This is a genomic window from Georgenia alba (genome assembly GCF_042665525.1).
Classification (GTDB): domain Bacteria; phylum Actinomycetota; class Actinomycetes; order Actinomycetales; family Actinomycetaceae; genus Allobogoriella; species Allobogoriella alba.
This window is the reverse complement of sequence record NZ_JBHTCQ010000002.1, coordinates 501,398-522,861: the sequence shown is the minus strand read 5'-3', so window position 1 is coordinate 522,861 and position 21,464 is coordinate 501,398. Positions and strand designations below refer to the sequence as shown.

The following is a 21,464-nucleotide window of genomic DNA, read 5'->3' as shown; positions in this document are numbered from 1 at the left end:
GACGTGCGAACCGTTGCGGTGACCAGGATCGGCAGCCTCCGCGACCCGGAGGAGGCCACGCGCGGGCAGATCGGGATCGTCGACCTCCCCGACCATCCGCTCGGACCGGAGGACGTGCGCATCCGCGTCGCCTACGCGGCGATCTGCGGGTCCGACCCGCATCTCGCCGAGGGGTACTTCGGCACCGACGTCCCGATCGGCCTCGGGCACGAGATCTCCGGCGTCGTCGAGGCCCTCGGTGACGCCGCTGCGGATCGGACCGAACTTGCGATCGGGGACCGTGTCGCGGGCAACTTCCTGCGGTTCTGCGGCACGTGCCGGCCCTGCCAGGACGGCCGGCAGCAGTTCTGCGAGCACCTCCAGGACTACAACCGGCCCGGCATGGCCGAGACGGTCACCTGGCACGCCTCGCAGGTCTACCGGCTTCCCGACGACGTCACCCTGCTCACCGGGTGTCTGCTCGAGCCGACCGCTGTCGCCGTGCGGATCGCCGACAAGACCCGCGTCCGAGTCGGGGACCGCGTCGCGATCTGTGGCGGGGGGCCGATCGGGCAGCTCGCCCTGCAGGTGATGGCGAGGTTCGGCGCGACGTCGCTGACCATGATCGAGCCGATCGCGGACCGCCGGGAGATGGCGCTGCGGCACGGCGCGGAGCACGTCATCGACCCGACGGCGGACGACCAGCCCGCCCGGGCGCACGAGATCACCGGTGGCCGCGGCTACGACGTCGTCATCGACGCCTCGGGCTCGCCGCGAGCCGTGCACGGGCTCCTCGACCTCGCCGCGCACGGCGGCACGGTCGTGTACGGGGCCATGTACCCGGCCGACTTCGAGATGCCGCTCAACCTCTCGGACCACCTGTACCTCAAGGAGCTGACGCTCACCGGCGTCTTCGTCTCGCCCTACGCGTTCCCGCGGGCACTGCAGCTGCTCCGCCACCTCGAGGTCGAGGAGCTGACCCAAGTCGTGTACCCGCTCGAGGACGCCCCGGAGGCCTTCGCGGTGCACGTCTCGGGCCGGCACCCGAAGGTCGTCATCCGCTGCAACGACCTCGAGGACGGTGCCACGGCGTGAACGTCCAGTCGCCGCCCGCCCTCGAGACGGTGGGCCTCGTCAAGCGGTTCGACGGCGTGCTCGCCCTCGACGAGGCGAGTGTCGCGGTCCGGGCCGGGGAGATCCACGCCCTGCTCGGGGAGAACGGCGCGGGGAAGTCCACGCTCATCAAGGTCGTCACCGGCCTGTACCGCCCCGACGACGGCGAGGTCCGCATCGACGGCGCGCCCGCGGAGTTCGCGAGCGTCCGCGCCGCGAAGGAGTCCGGCGTCGTCGCGCTGTACCAGGAGCTGTCGATCATTCCGAGCATCAGCGTCGCCGAGAACATCGTGCTCGGTGAGGGCGCTCCGTCGGTGGCAGGCGTGGTGCGGTGGGGTGCGATGCGCCGGCGCGCGCAGCAGCAGCTCGACCGCCTGGGACAGCGGATCGGCCTGCGCCGGCTGGCGGGCGAGCTCTCACCGGTGCAGCAGACCATGGTCGCAGTCGCGCGCGCCCTCTCGATCGACGCGAGGGTCCTGATCCTCGATGAGCCGACGGCGGCGCTCACCGACTCCGAGATCGAGGACCTCTTCCGCGTCCTGCGTCGGCTGCGCGACGAGGGCGTTGCGGTGGTGTACGTCTCGCATCGGCTGGAGGAGGTCTTCGACGTCTGCGACCGCCTCACCGTCATGCGGAACGGGCGGACCATCCTCACCCAGGACGTCGCGGAGTCCTCGATCGACCAGGTGATCCGGACGATGGTGGGGCGGGAGCAGCAGGACCTCTACCCGAGCCGCGGGGGCGCGGAGGAGACGGTCGCGCTGCGCGTCGAGTCCCTGGCCGGCGCGCGTGTCCGGGACGTGTCGTTCAGCGCCCGGAAGGGCGAGGTGCTCGGCATCGGGGGCCTCGCCGGTTCGGGACGCAGCGAGCTCCTGCGGCTGCTCGCCGGCGCGCAGCGACGCTCCGGCGGCCTGGTCGAGGTGGGCGGCACGCCCCACCCCGGCCGGAGCGTCGGTCAGGCGCTGCGGCACGGCCTCGCGCTGGTGCCGGAGGAACGGCGCAGTCAGGGCGTCATCCTCGACTCACCGGTCAAGGAGAACCTCTCGATCCCGAACCTCGCGTCGGTCTCCGCCGGCGGGGTCGTCTCGGGGCGTCGGGTGGCACGGCTCGCACGTGACGCCATGCGGAACCTGCGGATCAAGGCGCGCAGCGCGGGCCAGCCGGTCGGGCAGCTCTCCGGCGGCAACCAGCAGAAGGTCGTGCTGGGGAAGGTGCTTGCGCGTGACCCGCAGGTCCTCCTCATGGACGAGCCCACCCGGGGCATCGACGTCGGCACGAAGGCGGAGATCTATCGCCTCGTCCGCGAGCTCGCGGCCGGCGGCACCACGGTCGTGTTCGTCAGCAGCGAGATCCCCGAGCTCATCGGCCTGGCCGACCGCGTGCTCGTGATGCACGAGGGCCGGCTCGTGGGCGTGGTCGACGCCGCGCATGCCGACGAGGAGCTGATCCTCACCCACGCGTACGGACGTGCGTCGACAGAGACCGACCCGAGGACACGGAGGTCGACAAGCACGAGCGAGGCACGAGCGGAGTGCGAGGAGACCGACCCGAGGACAACAAGGAGGGCATGAATGGCCGCGACAGACACGCTCACCGTCCAGGCGGCGGCCCCGGCCCGGCGCGGCCCGATCCTGCCGTGGATCTGGCAGTCCTCCACGATGGTCGCGCTCGTCGTGCTCGTGGCGGTCTTCACGATCGTCGGCGGCGGGGGCTTCCTCAGCCCCGGCAACATCACGAACATCCTCTATCAGGTCGCCATCCTGGCGATCGTCGCGGTGGCGCAGACCATCGTGATGGTCGTCGGCGACTTCGACCTCTCGGTCGGGACGACCGCGACGCTCGCCGGCGCGACCGCGGGTGCGCTCATGATCGACGGCGCCTCGATCCCGTCGGCGATCCTGCTGGCGCTCGCCGTCGGCGCCGCGATCGGTGCGGTCAACGGCGTCCTGGTCGCGGTCTTCAACCTCTCTCCGTTCATCGCGACGCTCGCGATGATGACCACCTGCATGGGGCTGACCCTCATCGTCACGGACGGCACCACCCTCTACGGCTGGCCGGACACCTTCAGCATCATCGGTCAGGCGCGGGTCAACGGTGTGCCGTTCCCCGTCGTCTACGCGATCGTCGTCGCCATCGTGGTCTGGCTCGTCCTGCGCTTCACCACGCTCGGCCGGAAGTGGTACGCGATCGGCGGCAACGCCGAGGTGGCTCGCCTCTCCGGGGTCGCCGTACGACCCACCCGCTTCCTCGCCTTCGTCTCGGCGGGCATCCTCGCCGCGCTCGCCGGCGTCGTCCTCGTCAGCCGGCTCGGCAGCGCCGGGTCAGGCGGTGCCGAGAACCTCATGATGTACGCCGTCGCGGCGGTGTTCCTCGGCAAGACGGTGCTCCGCTCCGGGCGCGCCAACGTGGGCGGCTCCCTGATCGGCGTCGCGATCATCGGCGTCGTCCAGAACGGCCTCAACATCCTCGGCGTCAACACCTACGTCCAGCAGGTCCTCATCGGCGTGATCATCGTCGCCGCCGTCCTGCTCTCCAGCCTGAAGAACAAGACCACCTGACCGGCCCGCCACGACGCAGCCATCACGACACAGCCATCACGAAGCAAGGGAGTCTCCTGATGAGTACGTCTCGCACACGACAGGTGCTCGCGGCGGCGGGCGCAGGCGTCCTCGCCGCCTCGCTCGTCACGAGCTGCACGATCGACACCGGACAGGGCGGCGGAGGTGGCGGCAACGCCGCCGGCGGCGGGCAGAGCGACGGCATGGGCGACGACGGCGTCTTCCGCGTCGCGGCCTTCACGGCCGGCTATGCGACGCCGGCCGGCAAGCTCACCCTCGACTACTTCACCGAGCAGGGAAACGAGCGCGAGAACTGGGAGGTCACGCTCTACACGAGCCAGTTCGACTACGACAAGATCAACAGCGACGTCCAGACGGCGATCGGGCAGGGCGCCGACGCGATCCTCGCGGGCTTCCCCGACCCGCGCCAGACCCAGCCGCTCGTGCAGGCCGCGCACGACGCCGGCATCCCGATCTTCTCGATCGACGGCGGTGTCGAGCCCAACCCGGACTTCGCCGTCGACGTGACCTTCGACCAGGAGCAGATCGCCGAGATCACCGTCGACGCGCTCGAGGAGGCCATGGGCGGGCTCGAGGGCCGCGACGTCATGGTCATCGGGCACGACCCGCACGTCGGCATCCACGCACGCAGCAACCTCGCCGTCGACATGCTCGAGGAGGCCGGCGCAACCATCGCCGGTGGCCAGATGAGGCAGGCGCTCGACCCCGGGACGGGGCGGACCGAGGCCCTGAACTTCGTGACCGACTACCTGCAGGCGAACCCTGACGGGCTCGACGGGGTGTGGGTCGGCTGGGACGACGCGGCGCTCGGCGCCGTGCAGGCGATCAACGAGGCCGGGCAGGACGAGGTCTACGTGACCGGGGTCGACGCCCTCGCCGAGACGACCGAGGCCATCGAGGCGGGCGGTCCGATGTATGCGACCGCCTCGCAGGACTGGATCGCCGTCGCGGACGAGGTTCTCGGACACATGGACGCGTACGCGACCTCCGCGACGCTCCCGGAGGAGAACTACGTCGAGGTGGAGGCCGAGCTGGTCGATCCGGGCAACGTCGACAGCTTCGAGCCGACGTTGGGCGTCACCGATTGAGTCGGCAGCACGGATCGGACCGGCACCGTCGAGAGGAACCAGGAGAGAGATGACACTGAACGGGAAGGTCGCGCTCATCACGGGGGGCGGCAGCGGCATCGGCCGGGCCACCGTGCACAGGTTCGCCCGTGCCGGGGCCAAGGTGGCCGTGGCGGACATCGACCGGGCGAGTGCGCAGGACGTCGTCGCCGAGGTCGACGCCGGCGGCCACGCGGGCGCGGCCACCGCCGTGGAGGTCGACGTCTCGGACTTCTCGCAGGTCGAGGCCGCCGTGCAGCGGACCGTCGACGTCTTCGGGAGGCTCGACGTCATCTTCAACAACGCGGGAATCGCGGGGGGCAAGGCCCTCCTCGACCATGATCCGGCGGTCGACTACGAGCCGATGATCCGGGTCGACCAGCACGGCGTGTACTACGGGATCCTTGCTGCGGCCCGTCAGTTCGTCCGGCAGCAGACGCCCGGGGTGATCGTCAGCACCTCCTCGATCTACGGCGAGCAGGCCGCCGAGCTGGCGTTCACGTACTCGGCCGCCAAGGCCGCCGTCATCTCCTTCACCCGCTCGGCCGCGTACGAGCTGGCCCAGTACGGCATCCGGTGCGTCGCCATCACGCCGGGACGCGTCGGGACGCCGATCATCAACCAGTTCAGTGACGAGCTGAGGAGCACGTTCGCCGCCGAGCAGCTCCGGAACAAGCTCACCGAGCCGGAGGAGATCGCCGACGTCGTCACGTTCCTCGCGTCCGAGGAGTCGCGCGTCATCAACGGCACGGTCGTGCACGTCGACGACGGCTACTCCGTCTTCAAGCAGCGGCTGGGCGCGCTGCCGGCGTTCTGAGGCCCCCGATGACACACGACGCACACGTCGCGGACCTCGCACTCGGCTGTCACCTCAACGTCGTCGTGACCGGCCTCGACGACCCGGCCCTCCCGGCAGCGCTCGACGCTCTCGCCGCGGCGGGCTACTCACGGGTCGTCCTACCCCCCGTGGACCCGGACGCGATCGACGTCCCGGCTCTCCGCGAGGCGTTCGCGGCACGCGGGCTGGTGCCGGTGCCCATCGCCGGTCAGACGCCTGAGGCCGACGTCTCCTCCGCCGACGCCGGCGTGCGCGCCGCGGGGTCAGCGGTCCTGCGGCGGATGGTCCGGCTCACCGCCGACCTGGGCTCCGACCAGCTCAACGGGGTGCCGTACGGCCAGTTCGGGCCGCCCGGCGGTCCGACCTCCGCCGACGCCCTGGAGCGTTCGGCACGCGAGGTCGGTGCCGTCGCCGACGAGGCGGCCGAGGCCGGGGTGCGGATGACGTTCGAGGTGCTCAACCGGTACGAGACGTCGGCGCTCAACACGGCCGCCCAGGCCGTCGAGTACGTGGCCATGTCCGGCTCGGCGAACCTGCGGATCCATCTCGACACGTTCCACATGGCCGTCGAGGAGGCCGACATGAGGGCCGCGGTGCGCGACGCCGTGCCGCTGCTCGGCTATCTCGAGCTCGGCCAGTCCGGCCGCGGCCATCTCGCCTCGGGGTCCGTCGACGTGGCCGCCGTCGTCGCGACCGCCGTCGCAGCCGGCTACCGCGGGCCCATCGGCATCGAGGCCTTCAGCCGCGGCGTGCTGGGTCTGCCGGCGAGCGACATGCTGGCGATCTGGCGCGAGCCGTACGGCGACGGGCTGCGGCTCGCCGCCGACGCTGCCGACCTCATCCGGGACGCGGTCCGAGCCTGAGTCGGTCCCAGCCTGAGTCGGTCCCAGCCTGAGTCGGCCAAGCCGCGGCCGTCGGGAGCCCGGCCGGCCCCTCACCCCGCCGCGTCGGCGGCCCTCTCCCCCGGGTCCCGCGCGGCCTCGATCCGAGCCAGCGCCGGCGCGGCCAGCGTGGCGGCGAAGGAGATCGCGGCCGTGACGATGATGAACAGGGCCACCGGCGTCCAGGAGCCGCCCGAGACCTGCAGCAACCAGGTCGCGATGAGCGGTGCGGTCCCGCCGGCGAGAGCGGCCCCGATCTGGTAGCCGAGCGTCACCCCGGTGTACCGCACGCGCGTGGAGAAGATCTCCGAGGTCATCGTGCCCAGCGTCGCGGTCACCGGCGGCCACGCGATGCCCAGGCCGAGAGCCACGGCGGCGAAGACCGCCCAGCCCGCCTGCACGTCGAGCAGCAGGAAGAACGGCACCGCCACGACGGCGATCGCGACCACCCCGATCCGGTAGACCGGAGCACGGCCCAGCGTGTCCGAGAGCCGCCCCATGAGAGGGATCATGGCGCAGGCGATCAGGGCGCCGACACTGACGGCGTTGAGGACCGTCGGGCGGCCGTAGCCGAGCGCGTCGGAGGTCGCGTAGGAGACCACGAACGTCGCGAAGATGTAGAACGGGCCGGTCTCCACGACCTTGGCCCCGATGGAGACCAGGACGGCCGGCCAGTGGTGACGCAGCGTGTCCACGAGGGGCAGGCGGGCGACGTCGCCGGAGGCCTTCGCGGCCCGGAACGCCGGCGTCTCGTCCAGCCCGCCGCGGATCCACAGGCCGATGAGCACCAGCACGATGCTCGCGATGAAGGGGACGCGCCAGCCCCAGCTCTCGAAGGCGTCACCGGGCAGGGCGGAGACCGCACCGAACGCGATCGTGGCGAGCAGCATGCCGATCGTCACGCCCGTCTGCGGGATCGAGCCGAAGAGCCCGCGGCGGTTGCGCGGGGCGTACTCGTACGCCAGCAGCAGCGCACCGCCCCACTCCCCGCCGATCGCCAGGCCCTGGATGACGCGCATGAGGATGAGCAGAGCGGGCGCGAGCACGCCGACGGACTCGTACGTCGGCAGCAGGCCGATCGCCACCGTGGCCCCACCCATGAGCGAGAGGGTCACGACGAGGGTCTTCTTCCGGCCGATGCGGTCACCGATGTGGGAGAAGACGATGCCGCCGAACGGCCGGATGAAGAACGTCAGCGACAGCGACAGGTAGCTGAGCATGAGGGAGACGACCGGGTCCTCGGTCGGGAAGAACTGCCGGTCGAAGATCAGCGCCGCCGCGGTCGCGTACAGGAAGAAGTCGAACCACTCGATCGAGCTGCCGCTCAGGCTGCCGACGAGGACCTTGAGGTTCGTCCGCGGCTTCGACGCCGTGGCGGGGGACGTGCTTCCGGTCATCGTTCTCCTCGGGTCGGGTCGCCGTGGGCGTCGTAGACCGCCGTCGCGACGACGAGGTCCTCCCAGGACATACCGGTGGACTTGAAGAACCGCGGGCCGCGGTCCACGGTTCGGACGCCGGTGACGAGCTCCTGCAGCGTCACCAGCAGGTCCGGCGCCAGCACGCCGGAGCTCAGCGGGATCACGACGTCGCCGGCCTCGCGCAGCGCGGCGGTGCGGGCCTCGACGACGACGGCGGAGGCGCGGCGGACGAGCGCGTCGCCGACCTCGCGGCGGTCCGGGTCGTGGGACCCCATCGCGACGACGACGGCCCCGTCGCGGACCAGCTCGCCGTCGAGCACGGGCTCGGCCGAGCTGGTGCAGCAGCAGATGACGTCCGAGGTGGCGACGGCCTGCGCGACGGCCTCCGCGTCGGCACGGTCCACGGCCCGGGCCGCTGCGCCGTCGAGCTGCTCGGCCAGCCCGGCCACGACGGCGGAGGCGGCCTCGGGCCGCCCGACCACGAGCACCTCTGCGACCTCACGCGTCTCCAGCAGGGCGCGGGCGTGGCCGCGTGCCTGCGGCCCGGTACCGAAGACGGTCACCCGTTCCGGACCGGCCGGCTCGGGCGCGAGGTGGCGCACCGCGAGCGCGGAGACCGCCGGCGTGCGCAGGTTCGTCAGCGCGATGCCGTCGATGTAGGCGGCGGGCCGCTGGGCCGGGCCTTCCATGAGCAGGAACCCGCCCTGGATGACCGGGACGTCGCTGCCGGCGTTGCCGGGCGTGAGCGACAGCGTCTTGACCCCCGAGTGGCCGGGCAGGGTGGCGGGCATGACGAGCAGCTCGCCGGCGTCGGTCTCGACCCGGCTGCGCGGGGTGTCGTGCTCCGGGTCCAGCCCGCTCCGGAGCGCGGCCTCGAGGGCGTCGACAGCATCGGTGTAGGACGTGGTGGCGGCCACCTCCTCGGCGGAGATCAGGCGCATGCCGGCGAAGGTGAGGCTCATCCCGCGACCTCCTCCGGGGCAGGTCCGATCCACTCGTCGCGCACCTGCTCCAGGTGCGAGGTCATGACGGCCTCGGCACGGTCGGCGTCGCGCGCCTCGAGGGCGTCCAGCAGCTCGACGAGCTCGGCTGCGGAGGCCCGCAGCTTCTCCGCCCCGGCGAGATTGAGCCCGTACAGCCGCGTCTGGTCCCGCAGCGTCTCGACGAACTTCGTCAGCCGGGCGTTGCCCAGGAGCCCGAGCACGGTCAGGTGGAAGTCACGGTCCGCGGTGATGAAGGCCCGCACGTCGCCCTCGGCCGCCGCCCGGGCACATCGCTCGGCGTGCTCGCGGGCCTCGGCGTCACGTCCGGCGACGCCCTGCCCCGCCAGGCGGCGCATGGCGGGCACCTCGAGCATGAGGCGCAGGTCGTAGATCTCGTCGAGGTCGGCGTCCGTCAACGGCGTGACCTGGAACCCGACGTTCGGCACCACCTGCATGATCCCCTGCTCGACCAGGGTGAGCATGGCCTCGCGGACGGGGCCGTTCGAGGTGCCGAGCCGGGCCGCCATCGACGCCGCGCTGTAGGTCTCGCCCGGTCGGATGTCGCCGGCCAGCATGGACTCGCGGATGACCGCGAGCGCCTGGTCCTTCAGCGAGGCCCGCGCGAGCCTCACCGCCACGCCTCCGCGTCGTCGTGCCGCTCCGGCGGCAGGTGGCCGAAGCGGTGCAGGGTCTGGGAGACGGCCTGCTCCCGCAGCACCGTGAGCAGCTCGCGCCGCCCGGTGGCCAGGACCGGGCCGGCGAGCACGCTCACGCCGGGCGCGGTGAGGGCGTCGACGATCTCCTCGGTCTCGGGTCCGGAGCCGACCACGCGGATCCTCCCGGCCCCTTCGTGGCGCATCCGCTCCACGAAGTCCTCGGTGGGCTCGGCACGGGTGTCCAGGTCGCCGAGGCGCCGAAGGCCGGCGCGGGCGTTCTCCCCGCTCGGCCCGAGCTCCCGCAGGGCCGCGGACGTCTCGGGGTCCAGGCTGACCGAGACCGGGCTGCCGGCCAGCTCGGCCGCGAGCAGAACCCGCACCAGCTCGACGGCGGCGCACCCCGGGACGGTGCGGACGGTCACCGGGACGGGCCGGTAGCGGAAGACGTTCGCCTCGGCCGCGAGGCCCGACTCGTCCGTCTCCAGGCCGAGGACGGCGTCGAAGGCCGCGGCGTCGGAGGCGACGGCGGCCCGCAGCCAGGACCGGTCCGCCTGGGACGTCACGAGCCCGGTGTAGTCGGCGAGGGCGGCCCGCATGTCCAGGTCGAGGTCGGCCTGGGTGGCCGGCAGCCCGTCCGGGGCGAAGGTGCCGAGCTGGGCCACGTAGTTCGGACCGCCCGCCTTGGCGCCGGGGCCCACCGAGGATGCCTTCCAGCCGCCGAAGGACTGGCGCCGCACGATCGCGCCGGTGATGTGCCGGTTGACGTACGCGTTGCCCACCTCGACACGGTCCAGCCAGGTGGCGATCTCGTCCTCGTCGAGGGAGTGCAGCCCACCCGTGAGCCCGTACTGGGTGGCGTTCTGCAGCGCGATCGCCTCCTCGAGGCTCTCGGCGCGCATGAGCCCGAGCACCGGGCCGAAGGCCTCCGTGAGGTGGAACCACGAGCCGGGCCGGACGCCCTCCTTCAGGCCGGGTGACCACAGCCGGCCGGACTCGTCCAGCTGCCTGGGCTCCACCAGCCAGGACTCGCCCGGCTCGAGCGTGGTCAGCGCCCGGCGGAGCTTCTCGCCGGGCGGCTCGATGACCGGGCCCATGGTCGCGCCGATGTCGGTGGGCCAGGCGACCCGGAGCGAGGAGACCGCGTCGACGAGCTGGCGACGCAGCCGCTCCGAACGGCCCGCCGAGCCCACCAGGATGCCGAGCGAGGCGGCGGAGCACTTCTGGCCGGCGTGCCCGAAGGCGGACTTCACGAGGTCCGCGACGGCGAGGTCGTAGTCGGCGGCCGGGGTGATGACGAGCGCGTTCTTGCCGGAGGTCTCCCCCAGCACGCGCGGGCCGCGGTCGCGTCCGGTGCGCCACGAGATGAACGTCTCGGCGGTCTCGGCCGCGCCGGTGAGGATCACCGTGTCGACGTCGTCGTGGGCGACGAGGTGGCGCCCGACGTCGCCCTCGTCGCAGCGGACGATCTGGAGCACCTCCGGCGGCACGCCGGCGGCGTGCAGTGCTCCGACGGCGATCTCGGCACAGCCGGGCACGGCCGGCGCGGGCTTGATGACGACGGCGGAGCCTGCGGCGAGCGCGGCGAGGACGCCGCCGATGGGGATGGCGACCGGGAAGTTCCACGGCGGGGTCACCAGGGTGAGCACGTCCGGGGTGAAGGAGGCGCCGTCGGTGTGCAGCGAGGCGCCGGGGGCGAGCTCCTCGGCGCGGTCGGCGTAGTACCGGGCGAAGTCGACGGCCTCGGAGACCTCCGGGTCGACCTGGTCGATGGTCTTGCCGCCCTCGTGCACCGCCTGGGTGACGAGGGTGGCGCGACGCGCCTCCAGCTCGTCCGCGGCACGCCGCAGGACGCGCGCCCGCTCGGCGGCCGGGCGGGCCGCCCACGCGGGCTGCGCGGAACGGCCGGTGGCGAGCACCTGGTCGACCTCGTCGGCGGAGCCGAGCGTCCGCGAGGTCGGGGTCAGCGGTTCCGCGGTCACAGCGGCCCGGCCCCAGTCGCGCACCGCCGGCAGTGCGGGGTCGGAGTCGGTGGCGTTGGTGAACGTCTCCCCGGCCGGCTCCCGCTCGGTGGTGCGGCGCGGCGTGCTCGGGGCGGTCGGGACGGCGGCCACGGAGTCCCGGAACCGTCGTTCCTGCCCGGTCATCGCGGCGTCGTCGCCGGCGAACAGGCTGTGCACGAAGTTCTGCGGCTGGGCGTTCTCCTCGAGCCGGCGCACCAGGTAGGAGACGGCGACGTCGAAGTCCTCCGGTGCGACCACCGGGGTGTAGAGGATGACCGTGCCGACGGCGTCCCGCACGGCCCGGGCCTGGGACGGGGCCATGCCCTGGAGCATCTCGACGTCGAGCGAGTCCTCGACAGCACGTCGCCGTGCCAGCAGGTGCGCGGCGGCGACGTCGTAGAGGTTGTGCGAGGCGACGCCGATCCGCAGCGCGCCGGCCAGGTCCGGGCGCAGCGCCCGCTCGACGAGGCGGAGGTAGTTGGCGTCGACGTCGGCCTTGTCCGCGTAGGGGGCCTGCCGCCAGCCGTGCAGCTCGGCCTCGACCTTCTCCATGGAGAGGTTGGCGCCCTTGACGAGGCGCACCTTGATGGCGGCGCGGCCGGCCGCATGGCGCTCGGCGGCGAAGGCGGCCAGCTTCTCGAACGCGGCACCGGAGTCCGGCAGGTAGGCCTGCAGCACGATCCCGGCCTCGAGGTCGTGGAACTCCGGCTCGGACAGCAGGGCGGTGAAGACCGCGATCGTCAGGTCGAGGTCGCGGTACTCCTCCATGTCCATGTTGACGAAGGCGTGCGGGCTGCGGGCCTTCGCGGCGCGGTAGATCGGCCGGAGCCGTTCCAGGACGCGCTCGACGGTGCCGGCCTCGTCCCACGTCGAGATCTGGGAGACGAGGGAGGAGACCTTGATCGAGACGTAGTCGACGTCCTCGCGCTGCAGCAGGGCGCGGGTGCGCTCGGCGCGGGAGGCGGCCTCCGCCTCGCCGAGCACGGCCTCGCCGAGGAGGTTGATGTTGAGGCGGAAGCCCTCGGTGCGGGCCCGGGCGAGGTGCTCGGCGAGGGCCGGGTCGTGGGCGTCGACGACGAGGTGGCCGACGAGCTGACGGAGGCGCTTGCGGGCCAGCGGGACCACGACGCCGGGCGCCAGGCGCGCCGCGCGGGCGCCGACGCCGAGCAGTGCCCGGTCCGTGGGACGCAGGAAGCCGGCCGACCCGGCGGAGATGCCGGCGAGCTCCTTCGCGGCCACGCGCGCGTCCTCCGGCCGGGCGACGCGGTCGACGAAGCGGACGGCCAGGTCGAGGCCCGCGGGGTCGCCGACGAGGGCGGCGAGCTGGGCGGAGGTGGCGCGCTCGGCGTCGTCCTGGCCCGCCTCGGTGGCGCGCAGCCACGCCTCGGCGAGGGCGACGGCGTCGTCGGTGAGGGCGGCGAGGTCGGCTGGGGTTGCGATGCGGGCGGAGGCCGGCGCCGCCTCCGCGGGCCTGCCTGCTTCGGGTACCGCCATGATGCCTCCGAGCTGATGAGTGATTAACTACCTCCGGCGAAGGTATGGCCCGGGTCATGTCGGGTCAAACCGACGCGCGGCCCCGGCGACGTGCGCGCACCCTGCCGCCCGGCACTGACGGGTCCAGACGTGAGGAGTACGTCACGCCTGGACCCATCAGGCGCCGAAGGTGAGGAACCCGTCGACGAGGAGTCCGCGGACCTCGGGCAGCAGGGCCTGCCGCAGCTCCCCCGCGTCGACCTCGAGCAGCCCGGCGATGGCCGCGACGAGGGGACCGACGGCGAGCTCGCCGTCGCAGGCCCCGACGAGCGCCGCGAGCGCCGGGTCGGCCGTCACGGTCCGGGCGAAGGCCGCTCCCTGCCGCAGCTCGATGACGCTCGGGTCGGGGCTGCCGGGGTGGTGGTGCCGGGCCTCGGTGACGTCCGGGGCGGTGCGCAGGACCGTCGCGGCCAGGGCGTCGTCGTCCAGCTGTGCGAGCGCGTCGTGCACGGCGAGCGCCTCGGCGAGGTGGGTGCCCAGCGTCGCCTCCCGGGGCAGACGCTGCGGGAGTCGCTCGTACCGCGCCAGGGTGGGCGCACCGCCGGGACGCCGCAGCAGCACGAAACCGAGGCCGACGCCGGTCACGCCGCGCCGGTCGAAGTCCGCCAGCCACGCCTCCAGGAGTCGCTCGTGCTCGGCCGTGCCCGGGAGCGTGCCGCCGTCGCGGATCCACAGCTCGGCATACTCGACCGGGTCGAGGTGCTCGCGCTCGACCACCCAGGCGTCCACCGGGACCGTCGAGGCCGCGACCCAGGCGCGGGCGCGCTCGAGCCCGTCCTGCCCGTCCCGCGACTCCCAGTTCCCGAGGAGCTGCGCCACCCCGCCGACCTCGAGGTGCTCGCCCGCGGTGGTGACGACCTGCTCGACGAGGGCGTCCCCCACCAGGCCGCCGTCGCGGTACTCGTAGGCGGGGACGCCGCCCGCACGCGGGGTGATGACGAACGGCGGGTTGGAGACGACCCGGTCGAACCGTTCACCGGCGACCGGCTCGAAGAGGCTGCCGTGCCGCGTGTGGATCCCGGGGGCGCCGTTGAGCGCCGCGTTCAGGCGGGTGAAGGCCAGCGCGCGCTCGGAGAGGTCGGTGGCCAGGACCTCGGCGGCGTAGCGGGTGGCGCGCAGGGCCTGGATGCCGCAGCCCGTACCGAGGTCGAGCACCCGGCGGGCGGGCGTGGGCAGCTGCAGCCCGGCGAGCGTGAGCGAGGCGCCGCCGGCGCCGAGCACGTGGTCGGGCGGGAGGCCGCCGGCGCCGAGGGCCACCTCGTCGAGGTCGGAGGCGATCCACCACTCCCCCTCGCCCGCGGCGTCGACGAACGACTGCGGACGCAGCACCGCCCGCGCCTGCACGTGCTGCTCCTGCTGCGTGGCCAGGCCGAGCCGCACCAGCCCGGCCGCCCGGGTCCGTGGCAGCGCGGCGTCGACCGTCGCCACGGGCTGCGGCACGCCCAGCACCAGGAGCCGCCCGAGGGTCGCGAGCGGGTCGGCGCGGCCGCCCAGGGCGTGCAGGGCCGGGGCGCGCAGACCGCGCCCGACCGCGTCGTCCGCGGAGGCGCCCCAGGCCCCACGGACCGCCACCGAGGTGAAGCCGGCGTCCCGCAGGTCGGCGGCGAGGTCGGCCGCCCGGTCCGCGGCATCCTCGGAGTCCCCCGCGGCCACTCCGTCCGCTGCGGCCCCTGCGCCCGCTGCGTCCGGCGGCGGCGCGCTCATGCGGCCGTCCAGGCGAGCAGGTCGTCGAGGTCGCGAGTGTTGACGATGCGGTCCCGGGCGATGCCGAGCGTCTGGGCACGCTGGCACCCGTGGTCGAGGAAGTCGAGCTGGCCGGGGGCGTGCGCATCGGTGTCGATGGTGAACAGGCAGCCCATGTCGTGGGCGAGCTCGAGCAGCCGGGTGGGCGGGTCGCGCCGCTCGGGCCGAGAGTTGATCTCGACCGCGACGTCGAAGCGCCGGCACGCCTCGAACACGATCTCGGCGTCGAACGCCGACTCCGGCCGGGTGCCGCGTCCACCGGTGATCAGCCGGCCGGTGCAGTGGCCGAGGACGTCGACGTGGGGATTCGCGACGGCGGTCACCATGCGGCGGGTCATGGCAGCGGCGTCCATGCGGAGCTTGGAGTGGACCGAGGCGACGACGACGTCGAGCTCGGCGAGGAGGTCCGCGTCCTGGTCGAGGCTGCCGTCCTCGAGGATGTCGACCTCGATCCCGGTGAGCAGGCGGAAGGGTGCATACTCCGCGTTGAGGCGGGCGACGACGTCGAGCTGCTCGCGGAGCCGCTCGGGCGACAGACCGCGGGCCACCGTCAAGCGGGGCGAGTGGTCGGTCAGGGCCAGGTAGGAGTGCCCGGCCGCGATCGCGACCTCGACCATCTCGGTGATCGGGCTGCCGCCGTCGGACCAGTCGCTGTGGCTGTGCAGGTCCCCGCGCAGCCAGGAACGGACCGTCTCCCCGCCGGCGACGAGCGGGAACCGGGCACGGTCCTCGATCTCGGCGAGGTAGGCGGGGACCTCGGCGCTCGCCGCGGACGCGGCGACGGCGGCGGTGCGCGGGCCGACGTCCGGGAGCGAGGTGAGGGTGCCCGCCTCGAGGTGCCGGGCGAGCTCCGCCTCGTCCAGGGCCGCGAGGCGGCGGGCCGCCTTGCGGAACGCCTTGACCCGGTGGGTCTCCGCCAGCTCCCGCTCCAGCAGGTACGCCACGCGCTCGAGCGCCGAGACCGGGTCCACGGCGATCAGGGTACGCGGCCGGGACGTCGCCGGGCGCGGCATGATGGGCGTCGTGGCCACCCAGACCAGCCCGACCATGATCGGCCGTGACACCGAGCTGACGGAACTCGCGTCGCTGCTCGGCGTGACGGGCGGGACCGGTGGCCGCGCGCGCGGTGCGGTGCTGCTGGCCGGCGACGCCGGGGTCGGCAAGACCCGGCTGCTGACGGCGCTGGGCGAGCGGGCACGCCAGGCGGGCTGGCGGGTGGTGGTGGGCCACTGCCTCGACTTCGCCGAGAGCGCACTGCCCTACCTGCCCTTCAGCGACGTCCTCGGCCGGCTCGAGGCGGACGCGCCCGAGCTGGTGGAGGACGTGGCGGCGTCCTACCCGGCGATCACCCGGCTGCGTCCCGGGCGCCGCACCCGCGACCAGCCCCAGCCGGAGGCCGCCGAGCCGGACCACCTCGACCGCGCCGAGCTGTTCGACGCGGTCCACCACCTGCTGGACGCGGCGGCGCGGGAGTCGGCGCTGCTGGTGGTCGTCGAGGACCTGCACTGGGCCGACCAGTCGACCCGTGACCTGCTCGGCTACCTGTTCACCCGGCCGCTGCAGAACCCGGTCTCGATCGTTGCGTCCTACCGGTCGGACGACCTGCACCGCCGTCACCCGCTGCGGCGTCAGGTCGCCGCCTGGACGCGGCTGCCGGAGCTGGACCGCCTCGCGCTGGCGCCGCTCCCGGACGCGGCCGTGCGGGAGCTGACCGCGGCGCTGGCACCCGCCGGGCTGCCGGAGCACCGGCTGGCCGACATCGTGGCGCGCGCCGAGGGGAACGCGTTCTTCGTCGAGGAGCTGGTCGCGTCCGGCACCGACGGCCGCGGCGTCCCGGAGGACCTGGTCGACGTCCTGCTGGTGCGGCTGGACGGTCTGTCCGACGCGGCACGCGAGGTCGTGCGGGTGGCGAGCGTCGCGGGACGCAGCGTCTCGCACGACCTGCTCTCGGCGGCCGCGGGCATGTCGCCCGGCGACCTGGAGGCCGGGGTGCGTCAGGCCGTCGAGATGAACCTGCTCCTCGCCGACGGCGACCGGTACTCCTTCCGCCATGCGCTGCTCGGGGAGGCGGTCTACGACGACCTGCTGCCCAGCGAGCGGGTGCGCATGCACGCCCAGTACGTCTCGGCGCTCACCGAGGGTGCCGCGCGCGGCTCGGCGGCGGAGCTCGCGCGGCACGCGCGGCGTGCCGCCGACCAGGACCGGGCCACGCTCGCGGACATCGAGGCCGGTGACGAGGCCGTCACGGTCGGTGCCCCGCAGGAGGCGGCCCGCCACTACGAGCACGCGCTGGAGGCGCTTGCCGAGCCGGGCCGTGCCGCACGGCTGGGTGTGGACCACGCCGACGTGGTGGCCCGGGCGGCCGATGCGCTGCGGGCGACGGGCGACGTGACCCGCGCCGCCGCGCTCGTGGGCGAGGAGCTGGCCCGGCTGCCGGCCGATCATCCGGCCGGCTCACGTGCCCGGCTGCTGAGCCTGCGGGCGACGCTGCTGCTCATGACCGAGACCGACCAGGACTTCCTGGCGCTCTCCCGCGAGGCGGCGGCGATGGCGGAGGGCGCCGAGGAGCGGTACCGCGCCCGGGTGCTGGCCGACCACGCCCGGATCCTCACGGCGCTGGAGGGGTCCGTAGGACACAGCCCAGACCCTCAGCTGCAGGAGGAGGCCCGGCGTGCTGCTGCCGAGGCCCTCACGCTCGCCGAGCGGCTCGAGCTGCCCAAGCTCGCCTCCGAGGTGGCGACGACGCTCGGCACCGTGGCCGAGAACGTCCGCGCGGCGCTCGAGGAGGCCGTCCGGCAGGCGGCCGGGGCGGACGCGATCGACGCCGAGCTGCGTGCCCGGTGGCTCCTCGCCCGCTCGCACCAGGACGAGGCCGACTGGGACGCGGCCGTGGGGTGGTTCCGTTCGGCGATGGAACGCGGGCTCGCGGCCGGGCTGCCGTGGGCGCCGTACAGCCTGGAGAGCCGGTGGCAGCTGGTGCTCGTCCTGTACGCGCGCGGCGCGTGGGACGAGGCGCTCGCGCTGGCTGCGCTCGCCGACGACGAGCGGGGCGCCGCCGTGCCGCGGGCGCTGCTCGAGGTCGCCCGGCTCGAGGTGCTCGCCGCCCGGGGCGAGGACGTGCTGGGACGGCTGCGCGCCCTGCGCCCGCTGTGGCCCGAGGAGGGCGGGATAGCGGTGTACGCCGCCGCGATCGAGATCGAGGCGTACGGGCGCAGCGCCGACGCGGCCGCCGCGACCGCGTGCTACGACGACGTCGTCGCGGTCCTGGGCCGGATCTGGACCGACCAGTTCGCCGGCAAGGTTCGCCTCGCCGCGCAGACCCTCTCGGCGCTCGCCCGGGCCGTGCCGGCGACGAGCGCTGCCGAGCGGCGGGCCCTGGCGGAGCGGGCGGACGGCCTGCTCGCCGACGGCCGGCTCGTCGGCGAGCGGTTCGCCGCGCTGCCCGGCCGGTGGGGCGTCGAGGGCGCGGCCTGGGAGCGCAGGCTGGTGGCGGAGCACCTGCGCGTGCGGTGGCTCGCCGGCGTCGACCCGCCCGGGCGCGAGGAGCTGGTCGAGGCCTGGACGTCAGCCGTGGCGGCGTTCGAGACGCTGGGGCACCTGCCGGAGCTGGCCCGCGTGCGCACCTCGTACGCCCAGACCCTGCACCTGCTCGGCGACCGCCAGGCCGCCCGCGAGCAGGCCACCGCCGCGCGGGCCACGGCCGAGGACCTCGGATGGGTCGTGCTGCTGGAGGAGCTGGACGCGTCCGAGCGGACGGACCGGGGCCCAACCGGTCGCGCCGGCGGGGCAGGGTCCCGGCTGACGGCCCGGGAGCTGGAGATCCTCGCCCTGCTCGCGGAGGGCCGCACCAACGGGGAGATCGGCAAGCAGCTGTTCATCGCCACCAAGACCGTCAGCGTCCACGTCTCCAACATCCTCGGGAAGCTCGGCGCGGCGGGCCGGACCGAGGCGGCCGCGATCGCCCGGCGTGACGGTCTGCTGGGCTGACTCCCGGCACGCACGCCGCGGGGTCAGGACTCCGGGAGAGCTGCCCCGGCGTAGGTGCCGAAGGACCAGAGGTTCCCCTCCGGGTCCCGGACGGCGAACTCGCGGCTGCCGTAGTCGGTGTCGTCCAGCGGCCGCAGGATGTCGGCACCGCGGGCGACGACGCGCTCGTACAGGCCGTCGACGTCCCGGGTGACCACGTAGGCGCCGACCGTCCCGGGCGGGCGGGACCACGCGGCGTCGGGACGGTGGGTGCCGAGCATGACGCCGCCGGGCCCCTCGGGCCAGCGCAGCTCGGCGTGATCGACGGTGCCGTCGTCCTGCGCGTACCTCGCGGTGACGACGAACCCGAAAGTCTCGACGTAGTAGTCGATCAGGCCGGACGCGTCGTGCGCGTGCAGGGTGACGAAGACGGCCGGTCCGGTCGTGGTGCTGTCCGTGTGCTCAGTCATGCGTCCAGGTTGCGGCACGACCGTGGCCGCCGTCTTGAATGTTCCGGAACTCCTCGGCGATCCAGCCGCGGGGAGAGGTGCCCGTGTACCGGTTGAACTCGCGGGACAGGTGGGCCTGGTCCGCGTACCCGGTCTCCGCGGCGACCCGCGCGAGCTCGGTGCGGCCGGTGCGGCGGATGCGCTCGGCGATCGCGCTCGAGGCGTGCTCGAAGCGCATGAGCCCGGCCACGGCCTTCGGGGACCGGCCGAGCTCCCGCCGGAACAGCGTGCCGAGGTGCCGGGCCGAGAGCTGGACCTCCCTGGCCACCATCTCCACCGGCATGCGGCCGCCGGAGCGCTCGAGCAGGTGCCACGCATGCACCAGCTCGGGCCGCAGCCGCGTCCGGTCGAGGGCCGAGCGCGCGAGGAGCTCCTCGGCGACGAGGCGGAACGCCTGGGGCCAGCCGGTGGTCTCCGTCAGCCGCTGGTGCAGGCGGGTGGCCCACGCGCCGAGGAACGACGTGCCGTCGAAGTCCGTGACGCTGAGCTCCGCGGCCGGGGCGCCGAGCACCGCCCGGGCGGCGAGCGGGTGCAGCGCCAGCTGGACCCCCGCCTGTCCGGGCCGTTGCCGCACGTAGGAGGCGGTCGTGTGCAGACCCCCGAGGATCACCGGTACCGGCCGCACGTCTGCGAGCCCGGGCTCGGTCGGCGCCGCCTCCACGCCCTCGTCGAGGGTGACGATGAAGGTCAGCCGTGAGGACGGCAGCCCCCGGTGCAGCGGCGCCGGCAGGCCCAGTGCCCGGTAGCCGACCATCGCGGAGACGCCCGGCGCACTGCGGGGCGGCGCCGTGGCGAACTCCCAGCCGGGCTCGGGCTCAGCCATGACACGACCGTACGCTGGTCATCCGACGCTCGCGGCCCCCGCACCGTCGGCGGGCACCGGCTCCAGGCCACCGATCGTCCGCCGTCGCAGACGCCTCGCGAGCACCGCGAACCCGACCGAGGCGAGGACCGCGGCACCGGTGGCGAGGACCGGCAGGAGCTGGACGGACCAGCGGTCGACCACCCCGCTGCCGAGCGCGGCGCCGACGGCGATGCCGAGGTTCATCGCCACCGGCATGAGGGTGCCGGCGGTGGCGCGGTGGGCGAGGCCCGCGGCGCGCATCATCGCCACCTGCACGGCCGGGCCGATGGCGCCGGTGACCACGCCCCACGCGACGACGACCGCGACGTCGAGCCCCGCCGAGCGCCCGAACGCGAGCATGCTCGCCAGGCTCGCCGTGAGCAGGAGCGACACTGCCACCGGGCTGAGGTGCGGGTGCCGGTCGCTCGCGGCGCCCACCAGGACCACGCCCCCGGCACCGACCGCACCGAACACCACCAGGAGCAACGGCGTGGGCAGCGTGCTGGGCGCGAAGAGCTCGGCGACGAACGTGAAGGCGGCGAAGTGCGCGACGAGCGTCAGGCCGCCCAGCGCCCCGATCACGAGGACGTGCCGCAGCACCCGGCGGGGCGCGCCGCCGGCCTCGGCGTCCGACGTCCCCGTGCCGTGACCGGTGTGCGTCGTCCCCAGGACCGGCGTACGCGGCAGCACCGCCCGGACCGCGACGGCGGTCAGCAGCCCGGCCACACCGAGCGCGACGAACGGCAGGCGCCATCCGGCCGCCTCCGCGACGGCGTTCCCCGCCGGGATGCCTGCGACGGTGCCGAGCGTGCCACCGAAGAGCACGATCGCCGTCGCGCGGGCGATCCGGTGCTCGGGGACGATCGAGGCGGCGTGGGCGTTGACGGTGGACCACAGCAGGCCGGTCGCCGCCGCGGCGACCAGCCGGGAGCCCATCGCCAGGCCGTAGCTGCCCGCCATCGACGTCACGAGGGTCGCGAACGCGAAGACGCTCATGGCGACGGCGATGACGGTGGTGCGGTCGTAGCGCGCCGTCAGACGGGCCAGGGGGAAGCTCGCCACGACGACGGTGAGGGCCCAGGCGGAGACGAGCAGCCCGGCCTGGGCGACCGGCACGTCGAGGTCCGCCGCGAGGGTGGGCAGCACCGCCGTCGGCATCATCTCGCCGCTGACGACGACGAAGACCGCCAGCCCCAGGGTCAGCAGGGCGGGCCACGGAAGGGTCTCGCCGGTCCGGTTCACGCTCATGCCCGCGACGCTAGACTTTGACATTGATGTCAATGTCAAGGCCATTCGTCGAGAGGAGTCGGCCGTGA

At 73.9% G+C, this 21,464-nt stretch carries 16 protein-coding genes; 7 read left to right on the top strand and 9 right to left on the bottom strand.

All coding sequences use genetic code 11. The features are described from left to right. Positions 1–3 precede the first annotated feature (3 nt). Genes ACFQQL_RS12285 through ACFQQL_RS12260 form a run of 6 tightly spaced genes read left to right on the top strand, consistent with a single transcriptional unit; the run spans position 4 to position 6,478 of the window. Positions 4–1,074 (top strand): zinc-dependent alcohol dehydrogenase, encoded by a 1,071-nt coding sequence (locus tag ACFQQL_RS12285; protein ID WP_382394742.1) that lies wholly within the window; start codon positions 4–6, stop codon positions 1,072–1,074. Then, positions 1,071–2,663, top strand: a complete 1,593-nt coding sequence (locus ACFQQL_RS12280) for a sugar ABC transporter ATP-binding protein (RefSeq protein WP_382394740.1) — start codon at positions 1,071–1,073, stop codon at positions 2,661–2,663. The genes ACFQQL_RS12285 and ACFQQL_RS12280 overlap by 4 nt, the downstream gene beginning before the upstream one ends. Continuing rightward, complete coding sequence (locus ACFQQL_RS12275; RefSeq protein ID WP_382394738.1) at positions 2,664–3,650, top strand: ABC transporter permease; 987 nt, start codon at positions 2,664–2,666, stop codon at positions 3,648–3,650. A gap of 59 nt (positions 3,651–3,709) precedes the next feature. Beyond that, the gene (locus ACFQQL_RS12270; protein ID WP_382394736.1) at positions 3,710–4,759 is read left to right on the top strand and encodes a sugar ABC transporter substrate-binding protein; all 1,050 of its coding nucleotides are present in this window, start codon (positions 3,710–3,712) and stop codon (positions 4,757–4,759) included. A 49-nt stretch (positions 4,760–4,808) separates the two neighbouring features. Continuing rightward, entirely contained in the window at positions 4,809–5,594 is a 786-nt protein-coding gene (locus ACFQQL_RS12265; RefSeq protein ID WP_382394734.1) for an SDR family NAD(P)-dependent oxidoreductase, read from the top strand. A gap of 8 nt (positions 5,595–5,602) precedes the next feature. Beyond that, the gene (locus tag ACFQQL_RS12260; protein WP_382394732.1) at positions 5,603–6,478 is read left to right on the top strand and encodes a sugar phosphate isomerase/epimerase family protein; all 876 of its coding nucleotides are present in this window, start codon (positions 5,603–5,605) and stop codon (positions 6,476–6,478) included. Positions 6,479–6,549: 71 nt separating this feature from the next. Here the strand turns inward: ACFQQL_RS12260 and ACFQQL_RS12255 are convergent, their stop codons facing one another. From ACFQQL_RS12255 to ACFQQL_RS12230, 6 genes are all read right to left on the bottom strand, one after another. After that, the gene (locus ACFQQL_RS12255; RefSeq protein ID WP_382394730.1) at positions 6,550–7,893 is read right to left on the bottom strand and encodes an MFS transporter; all 1,344 of its coding nucleotides are present in this window, start codon (positions 7,891–7,893) and stop codon (positions 6,550–6,552) included. Then, positions 7,890–8,876 carry an ornithine cyclodeaminase family protein gene (locus ACFQQL_RS12250; protein ID WP_382394728.1) on the bottom strand — a complete coding sequence of 329 codons (987 nt, stop codon included), beginning with the start codon at positions 8,874–8,876 and terminating at the stop codon, positions 7,890–7,892. The genes ACFQQL_RS12255 and ACFQQL_RS12250 overlap by 4 nt, the downstream gene beginning before the upstream one ends. Continuing rightward, a complete protein-coding gene (locus ACFQQL_RS12245; RefSeq protein WP_382394726.1) occupies positions 8,873–9,529 on the bottom strand; it encodes a GntR family transcriptional regulator in 657 nt (218 codons plus the stop codon). The genes ACFQQL_RS12250 and ACFQQL_RS12245 overlap by 4 nt, the downstream gene beginning before the upstream one ends. Continuing rightward, positions 9,526–13,047 carry a bifunctional proline dehydrogenase/L-glutamate gamma-semialdehyde dehydrogenase gene (locus tag ACFQQL_RS12240; RefSeq protein WP_382394724.1) on the bottom strand — a complete coding sequence of 1,174 codons (3,522 nt, stop codon included), beginning with the start codon at positions 13,045–13,047 and terminating at the stop codon, positions 9,526–9,528. Before ACFQQL_RS12240 ends, ACFQQL_RS12245 begins: the two co-directional genes overlap by 4 nt. Before the next feature lie 156 nt (positions 13,048–13,203). Beyond that, positions 13,204–14,790, bottom strand: coding sequence for a DUF7059 domain-containing protein (locus tag ACFQQL_RS12235; protein ID WP_382394722.1), 1,587 nt, complete (start codon positions 14,788–14,790; stop codon positions 13,204–13,206). Continuing rightward, a complete protein-coding gene (locus tag ACFQQL_RS12230) occupies positions 14,787–15,800 on the bottom strand; it encodes a PHP domain-containing protein (protein WP_382395380.1) in 1,014 nt (337 codons plus the stop codon). Before ACFQQL_RS12230 ends, ACFQQL_RS12235 begins: the two co-directional genes overlap by 4 nt. 52 nt (positions 15,801–15,852) lie before the next feature. Here ACFQQL_RS12230 and ACFQQL_RS12225 point away from each other — a divergent pair, with 52 nt between their 5' ends. Continuing rightward, complete coding sequence (locus ACFQQL_RS12225; RefSeq protein WP_382394720.1) at positions 15,853–18,816, top strand: helix-turn-helix transcriptional regulator; 2,964 nt, start codon at positions 15,853–15,855, stop codon at positions 18,814–18,816. A gap of 23 nt (positions 18,817–18,839) precedes the next feature. Here the strand turns inward: ACFQQL_RS12225 and ACFQQL_RS12220 are convergent, their stop codons facing one another. The 3 genes from ACFQQL_RS12220 to ACFQQL_RS12210 form a co-directional block, all read right to left on the bottom strand. After that, positions 18,840–19,265, bottom strand: a complete 426-nt coding sequence (locus ACFQQL_RS12220) for a VOC family protein (RefSeq protein WP_382394718.1) — start codon at positions 19,263–19,265, stop codon at positions 18,840–18,842. Continuing rightward, the gene (locus ACFQQL_RS12215; protein ID WP_465254056.1) at positions 19,258–20,058 is read right to left on the bottom strand and encodes a helix-turn-helix transcriptional regulator; all 801 of its coding nucleotides are present in this window, start codon (positions 20,056–20,058) and stop codon (positions 19,258–19,260) included. The genes ACFQQL_RS12220 and ACFQQL_RS12215 overlap by 8 nt, the downstream gene beginning before the upstream one ends. Positions 20,059–20,145: 87 nt before the next feature. Further along, positions 20,146–21,396, bottom strand: coding sequence for an MFS transporter (locus ACFQQL_RS12210; RefSeq protein WP_382394714.1), 1,251 nt, complete (start codon positions 21,394–21,396; stop codon positions 20,146–20,148). Positions 21,397–21,464: the final 68 nt, after the last annotated feature.

Bases quoted from the DNA above. Each gene is read 5' to 3' on its own strand.
- ACFQQL_RS12215 (WP_465254056.1), bottom strand. From the start codon at position 20,058: ATGGTCGGCTACCGGGCACTGGGCCTGCCGGCGCCGCTGCACCGGGGG.
- ACFQQL_RS12235 (WP_382394722.1), bottom strand. From the start codon at position 14,790: ATGAGCGCGCCGCCGCCGGACGCAGCGGGCGCAGGGGCCGCAGCGGAC.
- ACFQQL_RS12210 (WP_382394714.1), bottom strand. From the start codon at position 21,396: ATGAGCGTGAACCGGACCGGCGAGACCCTTCCGTGGCCCGCCCTGCTG.
- ACFQQL_RS12260 (WP_382394732.1), top strand. From the start codon at position 5,603: ATGACACACGACGCACACGTCGCGGACCTCGCACTCGGCTGTCACCTC.
- ACFQQL_RS12220 (WP_382394718.1), bottom strand. From the start codon at position 19,265: ATGACTGAGCACACGGACAGCACCACGACCGGACCGGCCGTCTTCGTC.
- ACFQQL_RS12265 (WP_382394734.1), top strand. From the start codon at position 4,809: ATGACACTGAACGGGAAGGTCGCGCTCATCACGGGGGGCGGCAGCGGC.
- ACFQQL_RS12250 (WP_382394728.1), bottom strand. From the start codon at position 8,876: ATGAGCCTCACCTTCGCCGGCATGCGCCTGATCTCCGCCGAGGAGGTG.
- ACFQQL_RS12240 (WP_382394724.1), bottom strand. From the start codon at position 13,047: ATGGCGGTACCCGAAGCAGGCAGGCCCGCGGAGGCGGCGCCGGCCTCC.
- ACFQQL_RS12270 (WP_382394736.1), top strand. From the start codon at position 3,710: ATGAGTACGTCTCGCACACGACAGGTGCTCGCGGCGGCGGGCGCAGGC.
- ACFQQL_RS12255 (WP_382394730.1), bottom strand. From the start codon at position 7,893: ATGACCGGAAGCACGTCCCCCGCCACGGCGTCGAAGCCGCGGACGAAC.
- ACFQQL_RS12275 (WP_382394738.1), top strand. From the start codon at position 2,664: ATGGCCGCGACAGACACGCTCACCGTCCAGGCGGCGGCCCCGGCCCGG.